At 24.6% G+C, this 17405-nt stretch carries 18 protein-coding genes; 10 read left to right on the top strand and 8 right to left on the bottom strand.

The window, feature by feature from the left end; all coding sequences use genetic code 4:
- Window positions 1–4: 4 nt before the first annotated feature.
- Window positions 5–649, bottom strand: coding sequence for a hypothetical protein (locus LT335_RS00615; RefSeq protein WP_249727858.1), 645 nt, complete (start codon window positions 647–649; stop codon window positions 5–7).
- A gap of 209 nt (window positions 650–858) precedes the next feature.
- Here LT335_RS00615 and LT335_RS00610 point away from each other — a divergent pair, with 209 nt between their 5' ends.
- From LT335_RS00610 to LT335_RS00600, 3 genes are all read left to right on the top strand, one after another.
- Window positions 859–2160, top strand: coding sequence for a hemolysin family protein (locus LT335_RS00610; RefSeq protein WP_249727856.1), 1302 nt, complete (start codon window positions 859–861; stop codon window positions 2158–2160).
- 199 nt (window positions 2161–2359) lie between these two features.
- Window positions 2360–2851, top strand: a complete 492-nt coding sequence (locus LT335_RS00605) for a Panacea domain-containing protein (protein ID WP_249727854.1) — start codon at window positions 2360–2362, stop codon at window positions 2849–2851.
- A gap of 15 nt (window positions 2852–2866) precedes the next feature.
- Window positions 2867–3253 (top strand): hypothetical protein, encoded by a 387-nt coding sequence (locus LT335_RS00600; protein WP_249727853.1) that lies wholly within the window; start codon window positions 2867–2869, stop codon window positions 3251–3253.
- Window positions 3254–3477: 224 nt separating this feature from the next.
- Here the strand turns inward: LT335_RS00600 and LT335_RS00595 are convergent, their stop codons facing one another.
- Window positions 3478–4341 carry an HAD-IIB family hydrolase gene (locus LT335_RS00595; protein WP_249727851.1) on the bottom strand — a complete coding sequence of 288 codons (864 nt, stop codon included), beginning with the start codon at window positions 4339–4341 and terminating at the stop codon, window positions 3478–3480.
- A gap of 21 nt (window positions 4342–4362) precedes the next feature.
- A complete protein-coding gene (trpS, locus tag LT335_RS00590) occupies window positions 4363–5376 on the bottom strand; it encodes a tryptophan--tRNA ligase (protein ID WP_249727849.1) in 1014 nt (337 codons plus the stop codon).
- A gap of 282 nt (window positions 5377–5658) precedes the next feature.
- On the opposite strand from trpS, the gene LT335_RS00585 reads away from it, so the two are divergent.
- From LT335_RS00585 to LT335_RS00575, 3 genes are read left to right on the top strand one after another with little or no spacing between them, the layout of a single operon-like run.
- The gene (locus LT335_RS00585) at window positions 5659–6054 is read left to right on the top strand and encodes a Spx/MgsR family RNA polymerase-binding regulatory protein (protein WP_249727848.1); all 396 of its coding nucleotides are present in this window, start codon (window positions 5659–5661) and stop codon (window positions 6052–6054) included.
- Between the two features lie 39 nt (window positions 6055–6093).
- Window positions 6094–6927 carry an NAD(+)/NADH kinase gene (locus LT335_RS00580; protein ID WP_249727846.1) on the top strand — a complete coding sequence of 278 codons (834 nt, stop codon included), beginning with the start codon at window positions 6094–6096 and terminating at the stop codon, window positions 6925–6927.
- Between the two features lie 19 nt (window positions 6928–6946).
- Window positions 6947–7363 carry a PTS sugar transporter subunit IIB gene (locus tag LT335_RS00575; protein ID WP_249727845.1) on the top strand — a complete coding sequence of 139 codons (417 nt, stop codon included), beginning with the start codon at window positions 6947–6949 and terminating at the stop codon, window positions 7361–7363.
- Between the two features lie 161 nt (window positions 7364–7524).
- Here the strand turns inward: LT335_RS00575 and LT335_RS00570 are convergent, their stop codons facing one another.
- Together LT335_RS00570 and LT335_RS00565 are read right to left on the bottom strand one after the other, a co-directional pair.
- Window positions 7525–7863 (bottom strand): type II toxin-antitoxin system PemK/MazF family toxin, encoded by a 339-nt coding sequence (locus tag LT335_RS00570; protein ID WP_249727842.1) that lies wholly within the window; start codon window positions 7861–7863, stop codon window positions 7525–7527.
- A 76-nt stretch (window positions 7864–7939) separates the two neighbouring features.
- Entirely contained in the window at window positions 7940–8248 is a 309-nt protein-coding gene (locus LT335_RS00565; RefSeq protein ID WP_249727841.1) for a rhodanese-like domain-containing protein, read from the bottom strand.
- Between the two features lie 106 nt (window positions 8249–8354).
- On the opposite strand from LT335_RS00565, the gene LT335_RS00560 reads away from it, so the two are divergent.
- From LT335_RS00560 to LT335_RS00550, 3 genes are all read left to right on the top strand, one after another.
- Window positions 8355–10463: a polyribonucleotide nucleotidyltransferase gene (locus LT335_RS00560; protein ID WP_249727840.1), complete on the top strand. Its 2109-nt coding sequence runs from the start codon at window positions 8355–8357 to the stop codon at window positions 10461–10463.
- A 66-nt stretch (window positions 10464–10529) separates the two neighbouring features.
- Window positions 10530–12353, top strand: coding sequence for a ribonuclease J (locus LT335_RS04440; protein ID WP_249727839.1), 1824 nt, complete (start codon window positions 10530–10532; stop codon window positions 12351–12353).
- A gap of 15 nt (window positions 12354–12368) precedes the next feature.
- The gene (locus tag LT335_RS00550) at window positions 12369–13346 is read left to right on the top strand and encodes a hypothetical protein (protein WP_249727838.1); all 978 of its coding nucleotides are present in this window, start codon (window positions 12369–12371) and stop codon (window positions 13344–13346) included.
- 76 nt (window positions 13347–13422) lie between these two features.
- On the opposite strand, the gene LT335_RS00545 is transcribed toward LT335_RS00550, so the two are convergent.
- Window positions 13423–14049, bottom strand: coding sequence for a hypothetical protein (locus LT335_RS00545; RefSeq protein WP_249727837.1), 627 nt, complete (start codon window positions 14047–14049; stop codon window positions 13423–13425).
- 246 nt (window positions 14050–14295) lie between these two features.
- Between LT335_RS00545 and uvrC the strand changes: the two genes are divergently transcribed.
- Window positions 14296–16065, top strand: a complete 1770-nt coding sequence (uvrC, locus tag LT335_RS00540; protein ID WP_249727836.1) for an excinuclease ABC subunit UvrC — start codon at window positions 14296–14298, stop codon at window positions 16063–16065.
- Window positions 16066–16102: 37 nt separating this feature from the next.
- Here the strand turns inward: uvrC and rpsO are convergent, their stop codons facing one another.
- Both rpsO and LT335_RS00530 read right to left on the bottom strand, forming a co-directional pair.
- Entirely contained in the window at window positions 16103–16372 is a 270-nt protein-coding gene (gene rpsO / locus LT335_RS00535; protein ID WP_249727835.1) for a 30S ribosomal protein S15, read from the bottom strand.
- 148 nt (window positions 16373–16520) lie between these two features.
- The gene (locus LT335_RS00530) at window positions 16521–17210 is read right to left on the bottom strand and encodes a DUF4145 domain-containing protein (protein ID WP_249727834.1); all 690 of its coding nucleotides are present in this window, start codon (window positions 17208–17210) and stop codon (window positions 16521–16523) included.
- Window positions 17211–17405: the final 195 nt, after the last annotated feature.

The raw sequence follows: 17405 nt of genomic DNA, 5'->3' as shown, positions 1-17405 counted from the left end.
TTTTTTAATTAGTATATGAAATTAAATTACTTAAAACGAATTCTTCAACTGCTGCAATTTGTTCAGATCTAGTACTACTTTTTCCAAGTCAGTTTTCACCAGCTGTAATTAGTTTGCCATTTTTAACAATGAAAACAATTGGTAAAGTTTCAAACATATCATTATCATCACTATCTTTTTTCGGTTTAATTTCTACGACACTGCTTTTTCCTGATGAGGGGGTATGAAAATTTGAATCTTGTGCTTTAGCACGACTATAAACTCAATTGAAAATACCTTTTTGTCAGTTGATGCTTTTATCTGTTCAAAATGCATCAATTGGATCACTTGGTGCAGGATTGTGTGGTGATCCTTGATAGGCATTAAGAGTAATATTAGTTATTCCAGCAGCAGTTATTTCTGTTTGATATTGTTCAGTTCAATTTGCTCAACTATCTTTACTTGTTGTTGTATTAAGATAATCAAAAATATCGTATAAAGCAACAGATTCTTCATTATCAGCTGAACCTAAAAAACCAAAAAAAGCACTTTGATATTTTTCAGTGTTTGCAACATCAGTAGTGAAATTTTTGTAATAAGAATTATCTTGGCAAGCAACTACTTGTGCAGCTGTAATTGCTGTAATTGCTGTAATTGACATTAATTTCATTAATTTTCGCATTCTGATCATCCTTAATATTTTTTGTGTTTCCGCTTTTAAATATTATTAATTATATAATGTTTTTTTTTTTTTTGTAATAGTTCTTAATTATTTTTTTGTTAAACAAGAAAGCATTAATTTATTGAATTGTTTATGATATAATTAATTAACAAAAAGAAATTAGAATTAAAAGCAAAGGAATAAAAATTAAATAAATTATGGAACCCAGTTGGTATATTTATATAATCATTATTTTATTATTGACAGTTTGTAGTGGCTTTTCTTCGGCAGCTGAAACTGCCATTACTTCTTTAAATTTTGTTCGGATTAAATCGCTAGCTAAAGTAAAAAATAATAAGAAAAAGAAACGAGCAAGAATAGTTTTTAAATTAGTTAAAAACTATAATTCAATTTTAACAACAATTTTAATTTTTAATACAGTCGTTAACTTAGTAATTGGGACTTTGAGTACGATGTTATTTGTTAATGGTTTTAAATTAGGTCACATTGCTCCAATTATTGCAACGATTGTTTCAACTATTCTTGTGTTGATTTTTGGTGAAATTTTGCCAAAAAGTATTGCTAAACTTTATCCAGAAAAAATTGCTTTAAGACTTGCTTATTTACTTTATGGAGTGATGATTTTATTTTATCCTTTAACAATGGTTTTTAAATTATTGCAAGTGAAAAGTAAAACTCCAACAAGTTCAGAACAAGAATTAATTGAATTGATTTCAATTATTGAACGAGAAGGAGTATTAGAAAAAGGTGAACGAGATTTAATTGAATCAGCGATTAAATTTGATGAAAAATCAGTTTATCAGGCAATGCAACCAAAGCAACGAATTAGATATATTTATAATGATAGTCCTGCTACTGTTATTAAAGATATTTATTTAAAAGAAAAGTATAGTAGAATTCCTGTTTTAGATAGTAAAACAGAACAAGTAATTGGAATTTTAAATATTAAAGATTATATTGCTGAAATGTTAAAAAATCAAAAACCTGATTTGAATACTTTAATTTCTGAACCAATTTATTTATCAAGAAGAACAAAATTAAATCAAGCTTTAGAAATTTTACAAAGTGAAAGAACCCATATTGCAATTGTTTGTACTAATAAAGAAAAGAAAGATTTCAATGGCATTGTCACTATGGAAGATATTTTAGAAGAGTTGGTTGGTGAAATTTATGATGAAACTGATAAGATCGGTTTAGTACAAGAAGTTGGAACTTATAAGTTCTTAGTTGATGGCCGAACTAATTTAGATGTTTTATTTAAACGCTATTTAAAATCGTCACCACCTGCTATAAAGCAAACTATGACAGTTGAAGAATGATATCGGTTAAAGACAAAAAATAAAACTAAAGCAATTAAGAAAAATAGTCCGATGATTAAATATCGACATTATACTTTTCAAGTTGATAGGATTAGAAAATTAAAAAAGCAAAATCAACAAATAATTATTTTTAAAGTTGAAATTTTGACAAATAAGAAATTGAAAAATGAATGAGATTAAATTAATCTTTTAATCTCATTTTTTATTACATAATTATTAATATTATTAATTTAATAGTTTATAATTGCCAATCTTTATTTTTTAAAGTAAAATCATAATCATTTTATAATTAAAATATATTTTATTTATTAAATGCATATTAATTATTTATCAAGTTATTTTTATTATATACTTATAATATAAATAAAAGGAGTTCATTATGGAAAATAAAAATTTAAATTTAAATGATTTTGTTTTATTTTTATTAAAAACTAATGAAGATATTCAAGGAAGAATTAATATTTTACCAGAAGATAGAGAAGGTTTAAGTAATTTAAAAATTCAAAAGTTAATTTATTTTATTGAAGCGAGTTTTTTAGTTAAATTTAATAGAAAATTATTTTCTCAAAATTTTGAAGCTTGAGAATATGGTCCTGTTATTCCTTCTCTTTATCATGTATTGAAAAAATTTGAAAGAAAACCAATTTTTTATGAAGAATTTAAAAAGAATGGTAATTATAAAAATATAACAACTTCTTTAAATAAAGAAGAATTGAGTTTTTTAGAAGAAACTTTTATAAGATTTAATAAATTTAGTTCATTTGAATTAGTAACTTTGTCACATATTTATGGACCTTGAAAAGAAGTAGCAAAAAATGAAGAAATAACAAAAGAAGCTATGAAGAATTTTTTTCATAACATCAATAATTAAAGGTATTAATTTATAATGAATAATCTTTTTAATGATAGTAAAAAAACACAATTAGATAATTATTTATTGTTTCAATTTAGATTTATAAATAAAAGTAAAAAAGTTAGTGATGATTTTATTAATCATTTAAGAGAAGTTTCTATTCAAAATATTGGTCAAATGTTACAAGGTTCTAAACAACAAACTGGTTTTTGTACTATTGAAGTAGCAAATACAAATTTACCAAATCAACTCTCTGAAGATTTTATTAATTATATTTATCAAAAACATAATAATAAGTTAGATAAAAAAGTTAAAAAGTATGAGTATTTAAGAGTTGGCAAAGTTCAAAGACTTTATGGAAAAATGTATGATGGAATTTTTTATGCTCTCTTATATCAACATGATAAAAATAAACAGTAATTTTTAAAAACTAATAATTAAATTATCAAAAAAACATTCTAACAAGAACAATTATTAATTATGTATTCAGATAATAGAGATAAATATAATTGAATTAAAAACAAAAAGTACACCATACTTAATTGAAATGGTACACTTTATAAATTGTTTTATAATAAATATTTATTCTATATTTGATGGAATTCATACAAATTAAATTTGTATGTTTTTTTATTAATTAACAATTATTTTAAATTTAATAGTTCCATTAAATGATAACCAACTCCACCTTCATCATTAGTTTTCGTTGTAATATCATTAGCAATACTTTTAATATCAGCATGACCATTTTTCATTGCTACACCATAACCGACAGTTAGTAACATTTCTTTATCATTAACTTCATCACCATAAGCAATTACATCACGAATATCAACATTATAATACTGTGCTAAAATTTTTGCTGTCATTCCTTTATCAATAAAACGACTTGAGATATCAAAAATTAAACTATTTTTCTTAATTGGTTTTCATGTTGTAACTTTGATTGAATTAGAGTATTTTTCTAAATCACGACGAATTTGATCTAAATTAGTATTCTTCTTAAATTCAATTAAAATGGCATTGGCATTACCTTTTCATTCACGAATTCATTTGGAAATTGTAAAAGTATCGTTAGCAATTGAATCGAGATGAAAATAAGTTTCAAAGAATTCATCATGTTTTAAACAAATAGCTTTATTGTAATATTCAATAATAGCATTATTAATATTTTTATAAAGATAATCTTCGTTAAGAATTTTTTGAATAATTGTTTCAGAAATTGGAAAAATTAATCTTTTAAATTTTTGAACAACTGGATCATGGATATGGGCACCATTAAAATTACATAATAATGTTTGTAAACCTAAATCTTGATAAAACTTTAATGAACCACGATGGGGTCTGCCAGTAACAATACATACAATGTGTCCAGCTTCTGTTGCTTTTTTTAATGCTTTAATTGTAACAGGATGCATTTCTTTACCATTGCTTTTTAAAGTTGTTCCATCTAAATCAACTAAAATTAGTCTTTTTTGATTAATATTACCATTATAAAGTTTACTCATTTTTTATACCTTCCTTTTTAACTAACGATAATCAACACCAACTACTGCTTCAATTGCTTTAAGTTTTGCTGCAGCAATTTTTCTTGCATTATTAGCACCTTGTTCTAATAATTTTAATAATAGTGTTTTATCATTAATATATTGTTGATATTTTTTTTGAATTGGTATTAATAAATCTGCAACTGCTTTAGTTACTTCTTTTTTTAAAATACTATAATTTTGTTTTGAAAAATATTTTTCTGCTTGAGCAATTGTTTTATTTCTCAAACTACAATAAATTATTAATAAATTGCTAACTCCAGGTTTTCTTTCTGGATCATATTTAATAATATTTTCTGAATCAGTAACTGCTTTACTAATTTTTTCAGTGATTGTTGCTAAATCATCTGATAAGAAAATCACATTTTTTTGATTTTCATCTGATTTCGACATTTTTTTCATTGGATCTTGTAAAGCCATAATCTTACTTGTATATTGGTTTTGATATGGAGTTGGGAATTTTTTAAAAATTTCAGTTTGATATTTAGCATTGATTCTTAAAGCTAATGTTCTTGTTAATTCTAAATGTTGAGTTTGATCTTTGCCAACAGGAACAAAATCAGGATCATATAATAAAATGTCAGCTGCCATTAAAGTTGGATAAACTAATAATCCTGTTGGAATACTAATAGTTTTATTTGGTGATTTGATTTTTTGACTTTTATCTTTAAATTGTGTCATTCTTTCTAATTCACCAAGATAACTATGACATAATAAAATATAACTTAATTGTGTATGTTCTAAAACATCACTTTGAACAAAAACATTTGCTGTTTTGGGATTAATGCCACAAGCAAAATATCATGCAGCAATTTCCAAAGTATTTTCTTGTAAAGATTTTTTTGTTGTTGGAGTTGTAAGAGCATGAAGATTGGCAATAAAAATAAATAATTCATGTTCATTTTGTAATTTAACAAAATTATTAATGGCTCCTAAGTAATTACCTAATGTTAATTTCCCTGTACTAGTAATACCAGAAAGGACACGGTTTTTCATTTATTGTCAACTCCTATAGTTTTTATATAAATAATTTTAACTTATTTATTAGGAAAATCAGTAATTTTCTCTTGAAAAATTAGTTAAAGTTGTCAATAAAGCATAAAAATTAAGTTAATTGAAAACTATTATATAATTTTTATGTATTTAATAAATATAAATGTTATAGCTAAGGATGAAATTAAAGAGGGGGGCAATAATTAGATTTTTTTGCTATTTAATTTTGTAATTTTATCTTAGAAAATAATAAAACTTTTTGAAAAAGTAGGGGTGTGAAAGAGCATGATAAAAATTTATGTTTCGCCGAGTTGCTTATCATCAAAGAAAGTAATTCAATTTTTTGATAAACATAAGATTCCTTATGTTAAACGAAACATTATTCAAAATCCATTAACTGAAAGTGAAATTAAATCATTATTACAATTTGTTCCAAATGGAATTAATGATATTGTTTCAAATCGAGCAAAGTTTATTAAAACTCATGCAATTAATATTGAAAATTTAAGAATGGAAGAAATTTATAATTTAATTAAAACTTCTCCAACAGTATTAAAACGACCAATAATTTTACAAGAAAATAAGAAAAGAATTCAAATTGGATACAATGAAGATGAAATTGAAATCTTTTTACGCGGTAATTTAGAAAATGAATTAGATGATTATTGTAAAATATTCTAATATAATTAATTTATATTAAAAAGAATAGGGTATTTACAAATGAACAATAATTATCAATTTGCCATTATAACAAGCAATTATCAGGAACCAAAAAAGTTTGGTTTGCTTTTAAAAGAAAAATTATTACAAAGAAAAGTAAAGGAAAATAACTTATCTCCTGATATTGTTTTTATTATTGGTGGTGATGGAACTTTTTTGAAAGCTGTTAATAAATATAATCAACAATTGAATAAAATTAAATTTGTGACTTTTAATCAAGGTAATATTGGTTTCTATCATAATTTTTCTGTTGATCAAATTGACCAAGTTCTTGAATCTTTAGCTAAAAAAGATCAGAATTTAATTATTAAAGAACTTGATTTATTAGAAGTTGTTATTAATAAAAAAGTTATTTATGGAATAAATGAGTTTCGTTTAGTTAATTTAAGTCAAACTTTAAGTTGCGATGTTTACATTAATGATCAATTTTTAGAATTTTTCCGTGGCAGTGGTCTTATTATTGCTACTAAAACTGGTGCTACTGGTTTAATGAAAACCGCAGGTGGCGCAATTATTTTTGCTCAAACAAAATTAATGCAATATCAAGAATTATTTCCTGTTAATAATAGTAGTTATCGAACAATTAATAGTCCAATTATCTTTGATCAAGAGCAGAGTATTACTTTAAAAATAAAAAGTATTGAAGAAGATCAAAAAGAAGCAAAAGAAAGACAAAGTAATACCCAGATAGTTGTTGATACTTTTAATTTTTATGATAAACTAATTAAAGAAATTAAGATTAAACTTTCTAATCAAACATTAAAAGTTTTTTCTTATAAAGAAAATATTGAAACGTTAACGAATAAAATTAATAAATATTTTATTAAATCGTAAGTTTAAAAAGGTGATAAATATGCCAGTTTGACAAATTATTTTATTAGCAATTGCTTTGCTTTTTGCTGTATTTAGTGTTTTTATGTGAATTTGAAATGTAACACGAGCAAAAAAATTACGAAATGAAACTTTTGTTGATCAACAAAAAGATTCTGAAAAAGTAAAAATTCCATTTAAAGTCGATAAATTTATTGATGCATTAGGTGGTATTAATAACATTTCTAATACTTCAGTTAAAAATACTAAACTTAAAATTGAAATTTTAAGTCATGATAAAGTTGATTTTAGTCAATTAAAAAAAATTAAGAATAATGGAATTCTTGTTCAAAGCGATAATATTACAATTGTTTTAGGAGACTATGCAAGTAATGTTAGTGTTATGATTAATGATTTAATTAATTTGAATAATAATCCTGTATCAACTGAGATTAAATAAGATTTAAAATAAGCAAAAATATTCATTATTAATAATCTTGTGTTATTATCATATTAGCACAAAGGTGTGTATCTTATATTTATGATTTCGCCCTTATATAGGCCTAGTTTACTGTTAATTCAGTAAACAATAGAAAAAAGACCAGTTATGGTCTTTTTATATTATTCGGTAAATAATTTGTTTAAATTATTTATTATTTCTAATTTTTTATTTTTATTTAAGTAAATTATTTTTTTTGTTACTAAATTTTGATAAGGAGCAATAATATCTTTTTGATTGATTGATTGAATATTTCCAACTTTAATTAGACTTGGTAGATTTAAATTAATTTCTAAATCAAATTGATATTTTTTTTCAATATGACTAGTTATTGGTAAAATAATTACATCTCCACCGTGTTTTCTTATGACAATTACTGGTCGTGTTTCCCTTTTTCTAAAGTTTTCCGTATATGGTACTCATGCCAAGTATATATTCCATTGTCTAATGTTTATTTTCATCACTGCCCCTAATTTAAAGTTTTAATCATTAAATATTTTAAAACTTTTTATTTTTAGAAGGGTGAGATATGCTTATTTAGTGATAATAGCCATAAATTCCCATTGTTAGGACAAAAGCATTTTCATAGCCTTGTTCTCGTAATGATTGTGCTGCTGCTGTTGAACGATGACCTGCATTGCAAATGGTAATAACAATTTTATCTTTTGTTGCAATAAATTTTTCTGGATTAGCAATTAATTCTCGGTAAGGAACATTAATAGCATTGGGAAGTCTTTTTAATAATTGAAACTCTTCACGATCACGAACATCAATAATTAAGGCTTTGTTTTTAATTTTTTCAAATTCTTTTTTATCAATTTCGTAATCATTTTTTGTTCTTGCCATATTTTAATCCTCTTTTTTTCTTTTTTCCTAATTTTACCAGTTTTTGTTTATGTTATAATTTAATATAAAGTATTTTTTAAATTTTTAAGGAGCGTAAAAAAATATAATGTCAGAAAATATTTTTAATTTTTCTTTTGCTAATGAAAAACTAGTAATTGAATTAGGAACAATGGCCAATTTATCAGCTTCGGCTGTAACAATTAGATATGGTGATACCGTTGTTTTGACAACAGTTAATTATAATAATACTGCTAGTTCTTATGACTTTTTTCCTTTAACAGTTGTTTTTCAAGAAAAATTATATTCAATTGGTAAAATTCCTGGTGGTTTTTTAAAACGAGAAGGTTTTCCAGGTGAATATGCAACTTTATGTGCCAGATTAATTGATCGATCAATTCGTCCTTTATTTCCTAAAGGGTTTTATTATGATGTTCAAGTCGTTAATAATATCTTAGCTTTAAGTGAAAATCATGATGTTCGTTTTGTTTGTGCTTTTGCTACTAGTTTAGCATTAGCATTAAGTGGTTTACCATTTCAAGGACCAACAGCGACAGTAGTTATTGGACGAATTAATGAGCAATGAATTATTAATCCAACAAAAGAACAACTAAACAATTCACAATTGGAATTAGTAGTTGGTGGTACTTGTGATGCTGTTAATATGATTGAAGCACAAGCTTTAGAAGTGTCAGAAACAGATTTATTAGCAGCCGTAGCATTAGCTCATAAAGAAATCAAAAAGTTAATTGAAATTCAAACAAAGTTAATTAAAGACTTTAAAAAGTCAGACCTTGACCTGCCTTTATCAATTACACCAGATGTAATTAATAACTTTTTACAACAATATCAACCAGCAATTAAAGAACTAACAGCAATTAAAGAAAAAAATAGTCGTAATCAACAATTTAAAATAATAATTGAACAAGCTAAAACTAATTTTTTTGAGCAAAATCTTACTGAAAGTTTAGACTTTCCTGAAGAAAAGGTTATTAATTTTATTACTAATGGTTTAGAAAAATTATTAAAAATTGAAATGCGAACAATGATTTTAACAACAAACCAAAGAATTGATGGAAGAAATTTGACAGAAATTCGTCCTTTGTCAAATAAAATTGATTTATTGCCAATTGTTCATGGTAGTGCAATGTTTAATCGTGGTGAAACGCAAGTTTTATCAATTGTAACTTTAGGTGCTTTAGGTGAACAACAAATCATTGATGATTTAGGAAAAGATGATTATAAACGTTTTATGCATCATTATAATTTTCCACCATTTTCTGTTGGTGAAACTGGCAGAATTGGAAAACCATCAAGAAGAGAAATTGGACATGGTGCTTTAGGAGAAAAAGCATTATTGCAAATTATTCCTAGTGAACAAGATTTTCCTTATACAATTAGAATTGTTTCAGAAGTTTTAGCTTCAAATGGCTCAACATCACAAGCAGCAATTTGTGCTTCTAGTTTAGCTTTAATGGCAGCAGGAGTACCAATTAAATCAGCAATTGCTGGAATTGCTATGGGATTAATTAAAGAACAAGATCAATATGCAATTTTAACTGATATTCAAGGTTTAGAAGATCATTTAGGAGATATGGACTTTAAAGTTGCTGGAACTGATAAAGGAATTTGCGCTTTACAAATGGATATTAAAATTTCTGGACTTGATTTTAATATCTTAACTAAAGCTTTAAATCAAGCAAAAACAGCTAGAATGCAAGTTTTAGCAAGTATGAATCAAACAATTGCCAAACCAAAAGCTAATTTGGCTCCAAATGCGCCAAAAATTTTACAAAAGCAAGTACCAGTTGATAAAATTCGCGATATTATTGGTTCAGGTGGTAAAGTTATTAATAAAATAATTAGTGAATCAAATAATGTTAAAATTGATATTGAAGATGATGGAAAGATTGTGATTTATCATTATGACCAAGTAGCAATTAATAAAGCATGATTTTTAATTGAAGATATTATTGATTTAAAACCAGTGGTAGTTGGTGATCAATTTCAAGGTAAAGTTGTTAAAGTTTTAAACTTTGGTGCTTTTATTAATTTAAAAAATGGCACTGATGGTTTACTTCATGTTTCACAATTTGCTAATCACTTTAATAAAAAAAATATTACTTTAGCTGATTTTGTTAAAGTAAATGATGTTTTTAATGTTAAAGTTGCAAAAATTAATGAAAAAGATAAGATTGAATTAGAAATTATTAAATAGTTAAAAACTAGTAAAATTGAAAGGATATTAAAATTCAGATGAATAAAATAATAAATGGAGAAAATAATGGCAAAAATTAAATTTGTAGCATTAGGTGGTTTAGATGAACGGGGAAAAAATTTATATTTAATTGAAATTAATAATAATATTTTTATTTTTGATGTTGGCTTAAAATTTCCAGAACGAGAAATGTTAGGAGTTGATGTAATTATTCCTGATTTTTCTTACTTAAGAGAAAATCGTCAACGAATTAAAGCAATTTTTATTAGTAAACCTTCTGATGATAACTTTGGCGCTTTGCCTTATTTATTAAGAGATTTAACAAAAGATGGAAAAACTAAAATTGCAATTTATAGTAGTGATTTAACAAAATTTATGATTGAACAAAAATTAAAATATTTTCGTCTTATTAATAGTAATAATGTTCAATTTAAAGTTATTAATGTTAATGAACGAGTTTTTTTCAATGATATTAATGTTTTTGTTGATGCTTTTAATACCACAAGTTCAATTCCTGGTAGTTTAGGTTATGCAATTCACAGTCGTAACCATCCGTTAAAAGCAAATCAGGAAAATTATGCTGATGAAACAATTTTTTATTTAAGTGACTATATTCTTGTTGGAAATGAAAATAATGATTTCACAACAAAAATGGATCAAATTGCTAAAATTAGAGCAACTAATAAAGCAAATCAAGTTTTATTGTTGATTTCTGAAGCTCAAATGGCTTTAAGAAAAAATTTTACAGCACCAAATCATAAAATTCAAAACTTACTTGAACCAATAATTAAAGAAGCACCGGGTAGAATTATTTTAGCTTGTTATGATCAAGATTTATTTCGAATTAATGAAATTTTTCAAGCAATGTATGAAACAAGTTCAACAAGAAAAGTTGCTGTTCATGGGCGAACTTTAAGCGAAGTTTTACAAGCAATGGCATTGAATAATGATAAAACACAAACAAAAATAAATCTTAAAGGATTTAATGTTACTTTTAATCTTAACGATCCTGATAAAAATAAAATTAGAATTATTCCTTTACAAGCAGCAACAAAAAGCAAGGATAATGTCATTATTGTCACAGGTAGTGGTGAACGATTATTTGCCAAAATGAATAAAATTGCTACAAATAGTGATGATGAATTAAATTTATTGCCTGATGATACTGTTATTTTGGCAACACCACCAATTCCGGGAAATGAATTAGCACATGCTGGAGTTTTAGATGAATTGGCACGAACTGATGTTAAAGTAATTAGTATTTCTGAGAAACAAGCTTGAAGTTTGCAAGCATCTTATGAAGACATTAAGTTATTAACTAATATGTTAGAACCAAAATATTTCTTACCAGTTAAAGGTTTATATAAAGATTTAAATAGTGCTAGAAATGCTGCAATTGAAGCTGGAGTAATTCATAATAATGCTCTAATTCAAGATAATGGTGAGATTGTGACATTTAATAATGGCGTTTTATCTGATGTTAGTCATCATAATTCTAATCGTAATAAAGATAATCCAAATGTTGTTAATACTGGTGATATTTATGTTGATGGTATTGGTGTTGGTGATATTGGAGCAATTGTTATTGAAGAAAGACGAAGATTAATGAGTGATGGTGTTTTAATTACTGGTTTAACAATTGACCGAAAAACAAAACAAATTACTTCATTGATTGATGCACAAATGCGTGGTGTTGTTTATTTGGTAAATAATGAAGCAATGTTAAAAAATATTCAAAATATTATTATCAATATAGTCGAAAAAGCACAAAAGAGTAATAATTTTAGTACAATAGAAATAAAGAATCGAATCAAGATTGAGTTGCAAGACTTTATGAAAAAAGAGACTGGCAAGATTCCAATGATTTTACCAGTTATTAATGAGATTTAATCTTTAGGGTGAGTTATGAAAAAGTTGAAAAAGTTAGAACCAATTAAAATTAAAAAACTTAAAATTCGTGGTGATGAAATTGCGGTATTATTTTTTAGTTTATTGTTTCTAATTTTTTTATTTGTTAGTTTTTTTCGTTTATTTGCTGTTGGTAAATTATTTGATGATTTTATTTTCCTATTTTTATTTGGTTGAAGTAAGTATTTAGTTTACTTAATCTTGTTTGGTTTGACAATTCCAATTTGTTTTAATTATTATTTTAAGATTAGATTTTCATTTGTTTTTGCAATGATTTTTAGTTTAATTGCGGTTTCTTGACTTGTTAATAATATTAATTTAATTGCGATATCAAATCATAAAATTTGACTTAGTTTTCATTCTTATAATTTTACTAGTTTTAATAATTACTTTAATAATTGATGACAAAGTACTATTATTAAAAATTATCATGGGTTTTTTGGTCGACCGATTGCTTTTAATGATTGAACTAGTGTTAATAGTTTTTTTCCTACTTTTGCAGCGGGAGGAATTATTAGTAATTGTTTACTTGTAATTACTAGTTATGGAACTTTTATTACTAATTTAATTTTAAATTTCTTGTTACTTGTAATTAGTTTTTCATGATTATTTTTTAATAAACCTTGATTTTTCTTTACAACAATTTTATTCTTTTTTGTTAAGCCATTAGTTAATTATTTCCAAAAACAAAAAGTTGAAAAAATTAGCCAAAAATCATTACCACAAGAGCAAGTAGCACAAAAGTCTAGTTCTAAAGTAACAAAAACTCAAGTACAAAAGACAACTGAAATTAAAGTTAAAGAAATTAAAGATGAGCCACCAATTAAAAGTTCCACTCTATCATCGAAAAAATCAGAAAATCAACAACTATTAATCCAAAATGTTTTAAAGGAAAGTGGTAATTTAACGCCATTTGGTCAAGTTCAAAAAGATGTCACACAAAAGGTTGAAATAACACCAGATGAAGTGGAATAAGAAATTTAATAAGAGTTAAAAACCTGATTGAAACTAAAAAATAATTAAAGCCTTCTAGATTATTCTTAGAAGGCTTTTAAATAGTTTCTTTGTTTTGATTAAGTGTAATTATTTCTTTGTAAAAACGATAATTGCGATAATTTAGTGTCAAGATTGTTAAGAAAATAAAAAGTTTATTATTAGTTCCTTGATACTTTCAAATTGAAATCATTAGACTTAAATTAATAATAAAAACTATCGTTGCAATTAATAAAGATATTAACATTCAAAATATTTTTCCATTATGAATGGTATTATAAAGATTAGATAAGACAATAATAGCACCACAAAATAATCATAATAAAATATGAAATTTTCATTCTTTTAAAATAAGATAGGAACGATATTTTTTTTGATCAAGTTGATAAAAAGTTAAATAAAGGATTAAAAGTAAACCAGTAATAATGCGAAATGATTTTGGAATTTCTTGTTGCTTTTTTTGGTATTGAGCACATTTTCAATATAAAAGGGATAAAATTGAACTATAAAATAAGAACAAAATACTAAAAACTAAGCAAACGACACTGAGAGGATCAATTGCATTGGTAGTCATTTGAGTTATTACAATTAAAAGAAATACAATTCCAGCACCAATTCAAACTCGACTAGCAATTCTAACTTCTTTATATTGTTTATTAAAAGGTTTTTGAAATTTTTCTGTCACTTTTAATCGCTCCCTCATTTTACACTAGGAATAATTCGCATTATACCTAATTAGCATTCTTTTGCAGTATTACTATAAAATAATAATATAGCAGAACTTATTATTAAAAATCCCTGCAATAGTAAGAACAATAGCAGTACCAATTATTGTTGAAATACAATTGTTTTTTTGCTTTTTATTCGGTTATTTTGAGAAAATTATATAATATAATTATTAAAAGAATCAAAATTAATTGCTTGGTGAATAATGGAAAAAAAACAAATGTTGCTTGAACAAGTTAAGAATTTACCAAATGTTTCTGGTTGTTATTTGTATAAAGATAAAAATCAGCAATTAATTTATGTTGGAAAAGCAAAATCATTAAAAAAAAGAGTTAATAGTTATTTTACTAAAGTAGGCAATTTTAAAACAATGCAATTAGTAAATGACATTGCTGATATTGATTTTATTGCAACAAACAATGAAAAAGAAGCTTTGATTTTAGAACAAACTTTAATTAAAAAATATCATCCAAAATATAATATTTTGTTAGCTGATGATAAAAGATATCCTTATATTCAAATTACAAATGAAAAAGATCCACAATATCGTTATGTTCGTCGAGCAAGTAAAGATCAAGGGATTTATTACGGACCATTTCCTGATGGCACAGGAGCAAGGGAAGTTTTAAAATTATTAGAAAGAATTTTTCCATTGCGAAGATGTGCTGGTAATTTAGGTAAACCTTGTTTGTATTATCATTTAGGACAATGTTCGGGTGCTTGTTTTAAAGAAGTTCCTTGAAGTTATTATCAAAATCAAATTAATAAAATCAATCAATTTTTCAAAGGTAATGTTACTGATATTAAAAAACAATTACAAAATAGTATGAATATTAGTTCAGAAAACTTACAATATGAAGCAGCTAATCGGATTAAGATTTTATTAGAAAAGATTGATTTATTTTTATCACAACAAGTAGTTGAGTTCCAAGATTTTGGTGATCGTGATTTTATTAATTATTTAAAAGAAGATGATTTAATTAGTATTGTTACTTTATTTTATCGTAATGGTAAATTGCAAGCAAAAGATGAAAATGTTAGTGTTAATAATTTTTTGGATATTCAAGATTTTGTCCGAAATTATTGTACTCAACTTTATAATAAAAATACTTTACCAAAAGAAATTTACTTGCCTAAAGAAATAGAAATTGCTGATTTAAAATTATTATTTCCAACGGTTAAATTTTTACATCCAGTTAAAGGAAAAAAAGAAAATATTTTAAATATTGCTAAGACTAATGCTGTTTATGCTTGAAAAAATTATTTGGATAAAGCAAAGACTGCCGAAGTAAATATGATGAAAGTCTTAAGTCAATGATTAAAATTACCAGAAATTAATCATTTAGAAGTATTTGATGTTTCTAATTTATATAAAAATGCTAGTGTTGGCGCGATGATTGTTTATAAAGATGGTAAGCCAAGTTTTAATGATTATCGCCGATTCTTATTAAATCCAAAGTTAAATGATGATTTTCATCGTTTTGAGGAAATGATTTATCGCCGTTATTATAATTTATTAGTTAATAAGTTACCATTACCAGATTTGATTATTGTTGATGGTGGTAAACCACAAATTCAAGCAACTTTAAATCCTTTAAAATTATTGAATTTAGAAATTCCAATAATTGGCTTGGCAAAAAATAAAAAACATCAAACAGATCGTGTAATTAATAGTAACTTTCAAGTTGTTCATATTCCTAAAAATGATATTTGCTTTTTGTTTTTAGCAAACTTACAAGATCAAGTTCACAATTATGCGATTAAATATCATAAATTAAAACGAAGTCAATCAATGATTAATAGTTTTTTAGCAGCAATTCCAGGAATTGGTCCGAAATTACAAAAAGATATTTTAGTTAAGTTTCCTACTTTTAATGATTTACAAAATGCTAGTTTTGATGAATTGAAACAAGTTGTGAAATCAAAGACTGTTTTAAATAAGTTATGATCAGAACTTCATAGTTTTGAAAAATAAAAATCACTTTATTAGATAATAAAGTGATTTCTTTAATTTATTTTTTTAAATTTAATGCTTTAATGAATTCTTCATAAGTGTATTTTTCTAACTTTTGAGTTTTTAAATACTTTAAGTAAGTCTTTCTTGTTGCAACTATTTTTAATAAAGTTCTTTTGGCAGGTACATCTTTTTTTTGAACTTTTAGGTGTTCTGTTAATTCCAAAATTCTTTTTGTTAAATTAATAATTTGCACAGGTGTTGATCCTGTATCTTTATCATTTAAACGAAACTTTTTAATTAAACTTTCGTAATGTTTTTGATCCATAGTTTGTTCTCTCCTTGATGATAAAATTCGGCTTATTAAAGCGATTATTTGAGAGATAAATAATAACAATAATAAGTCACTAACAATATAATAATACTTGAAAATGAGAGAAAAAGCAAGAATTTATGAGTAAAGATAAAGTTAAAAGTTAAATTATATCTGGTTTAAAATGTGAGTTAATTAATTCTAACATGATAATTTTTATAGTTTTAAGTTCTTCATCGGAAGCAATTTTTACTTCATGAGCTTCTTCATTACCTAATTTTCTAATTTGATCTAATTTAGAATTTCATTTTTTGCCTAAAGTACCATCATTTTTAATAAATTCAACATAATAAACAAAGTTTTTATTTTTTTCTGTACAACCTAATTCAAAAGCAAAATGCATTAACATTTTTCTAGCAAGTAAAGTAGCAGCAGAGTTAAAATTTAGACTTAAAGTAAAAAAGTATTCTTTTAATAAATTATATAAAATTTCCTTATTATTTATTTTTAATAATTCTAAAATTTCAAGCTCATTAGAATTTAACTTAGAAATATTAAAATATGGGTTTCCATCTAGATTATTAACTGACATTTTATTACATCTAGCATTACTACAGATAAAAGCAACTTTGTCAATAATTTTTAAATAAGATTCTTGTTGAAGAGAAGTAGCATAAGAACTTGGGGAGCAGCCATTATGATTATTTCCTGTTATATCGCAATAACCGGAAAATAAATATTCGTTTATTATAAGTTGATTTGTGTCACAATTAGAACAAGTATAGTTACGATTTTTAATTACATTGTGTATACCTGAATTAAAATATTTAGTTTTAGATATGCAAGGGAACATAAATAAGTTCCTTTCTATTTATTAAACTAGTTTTATATTTTTTTATTATTAATAATAATTATTTTACTAATTCTTTTCAAAAAATTTAAAATAATTATTAATTTCTCTTTCAATTAATTTTTTATTATTAATCAAATCAATTGACATAATTATTTATTTTTATCATTATTTTGTGCATATTATATTATTTATTGT

The organism is Spiroplasma attinicola (assembly GCF_023509825.1).
Classification (GTDB): Bacteria; Bacillota_I; Bacilli_A; order Mycoplasmatales; family VBWQ01; genus Spiroplasma_D; species Spiroplasma_D attinicola.
This window is presented reverse-complemented; position numbering and strand designations above follow the sequence as displayed.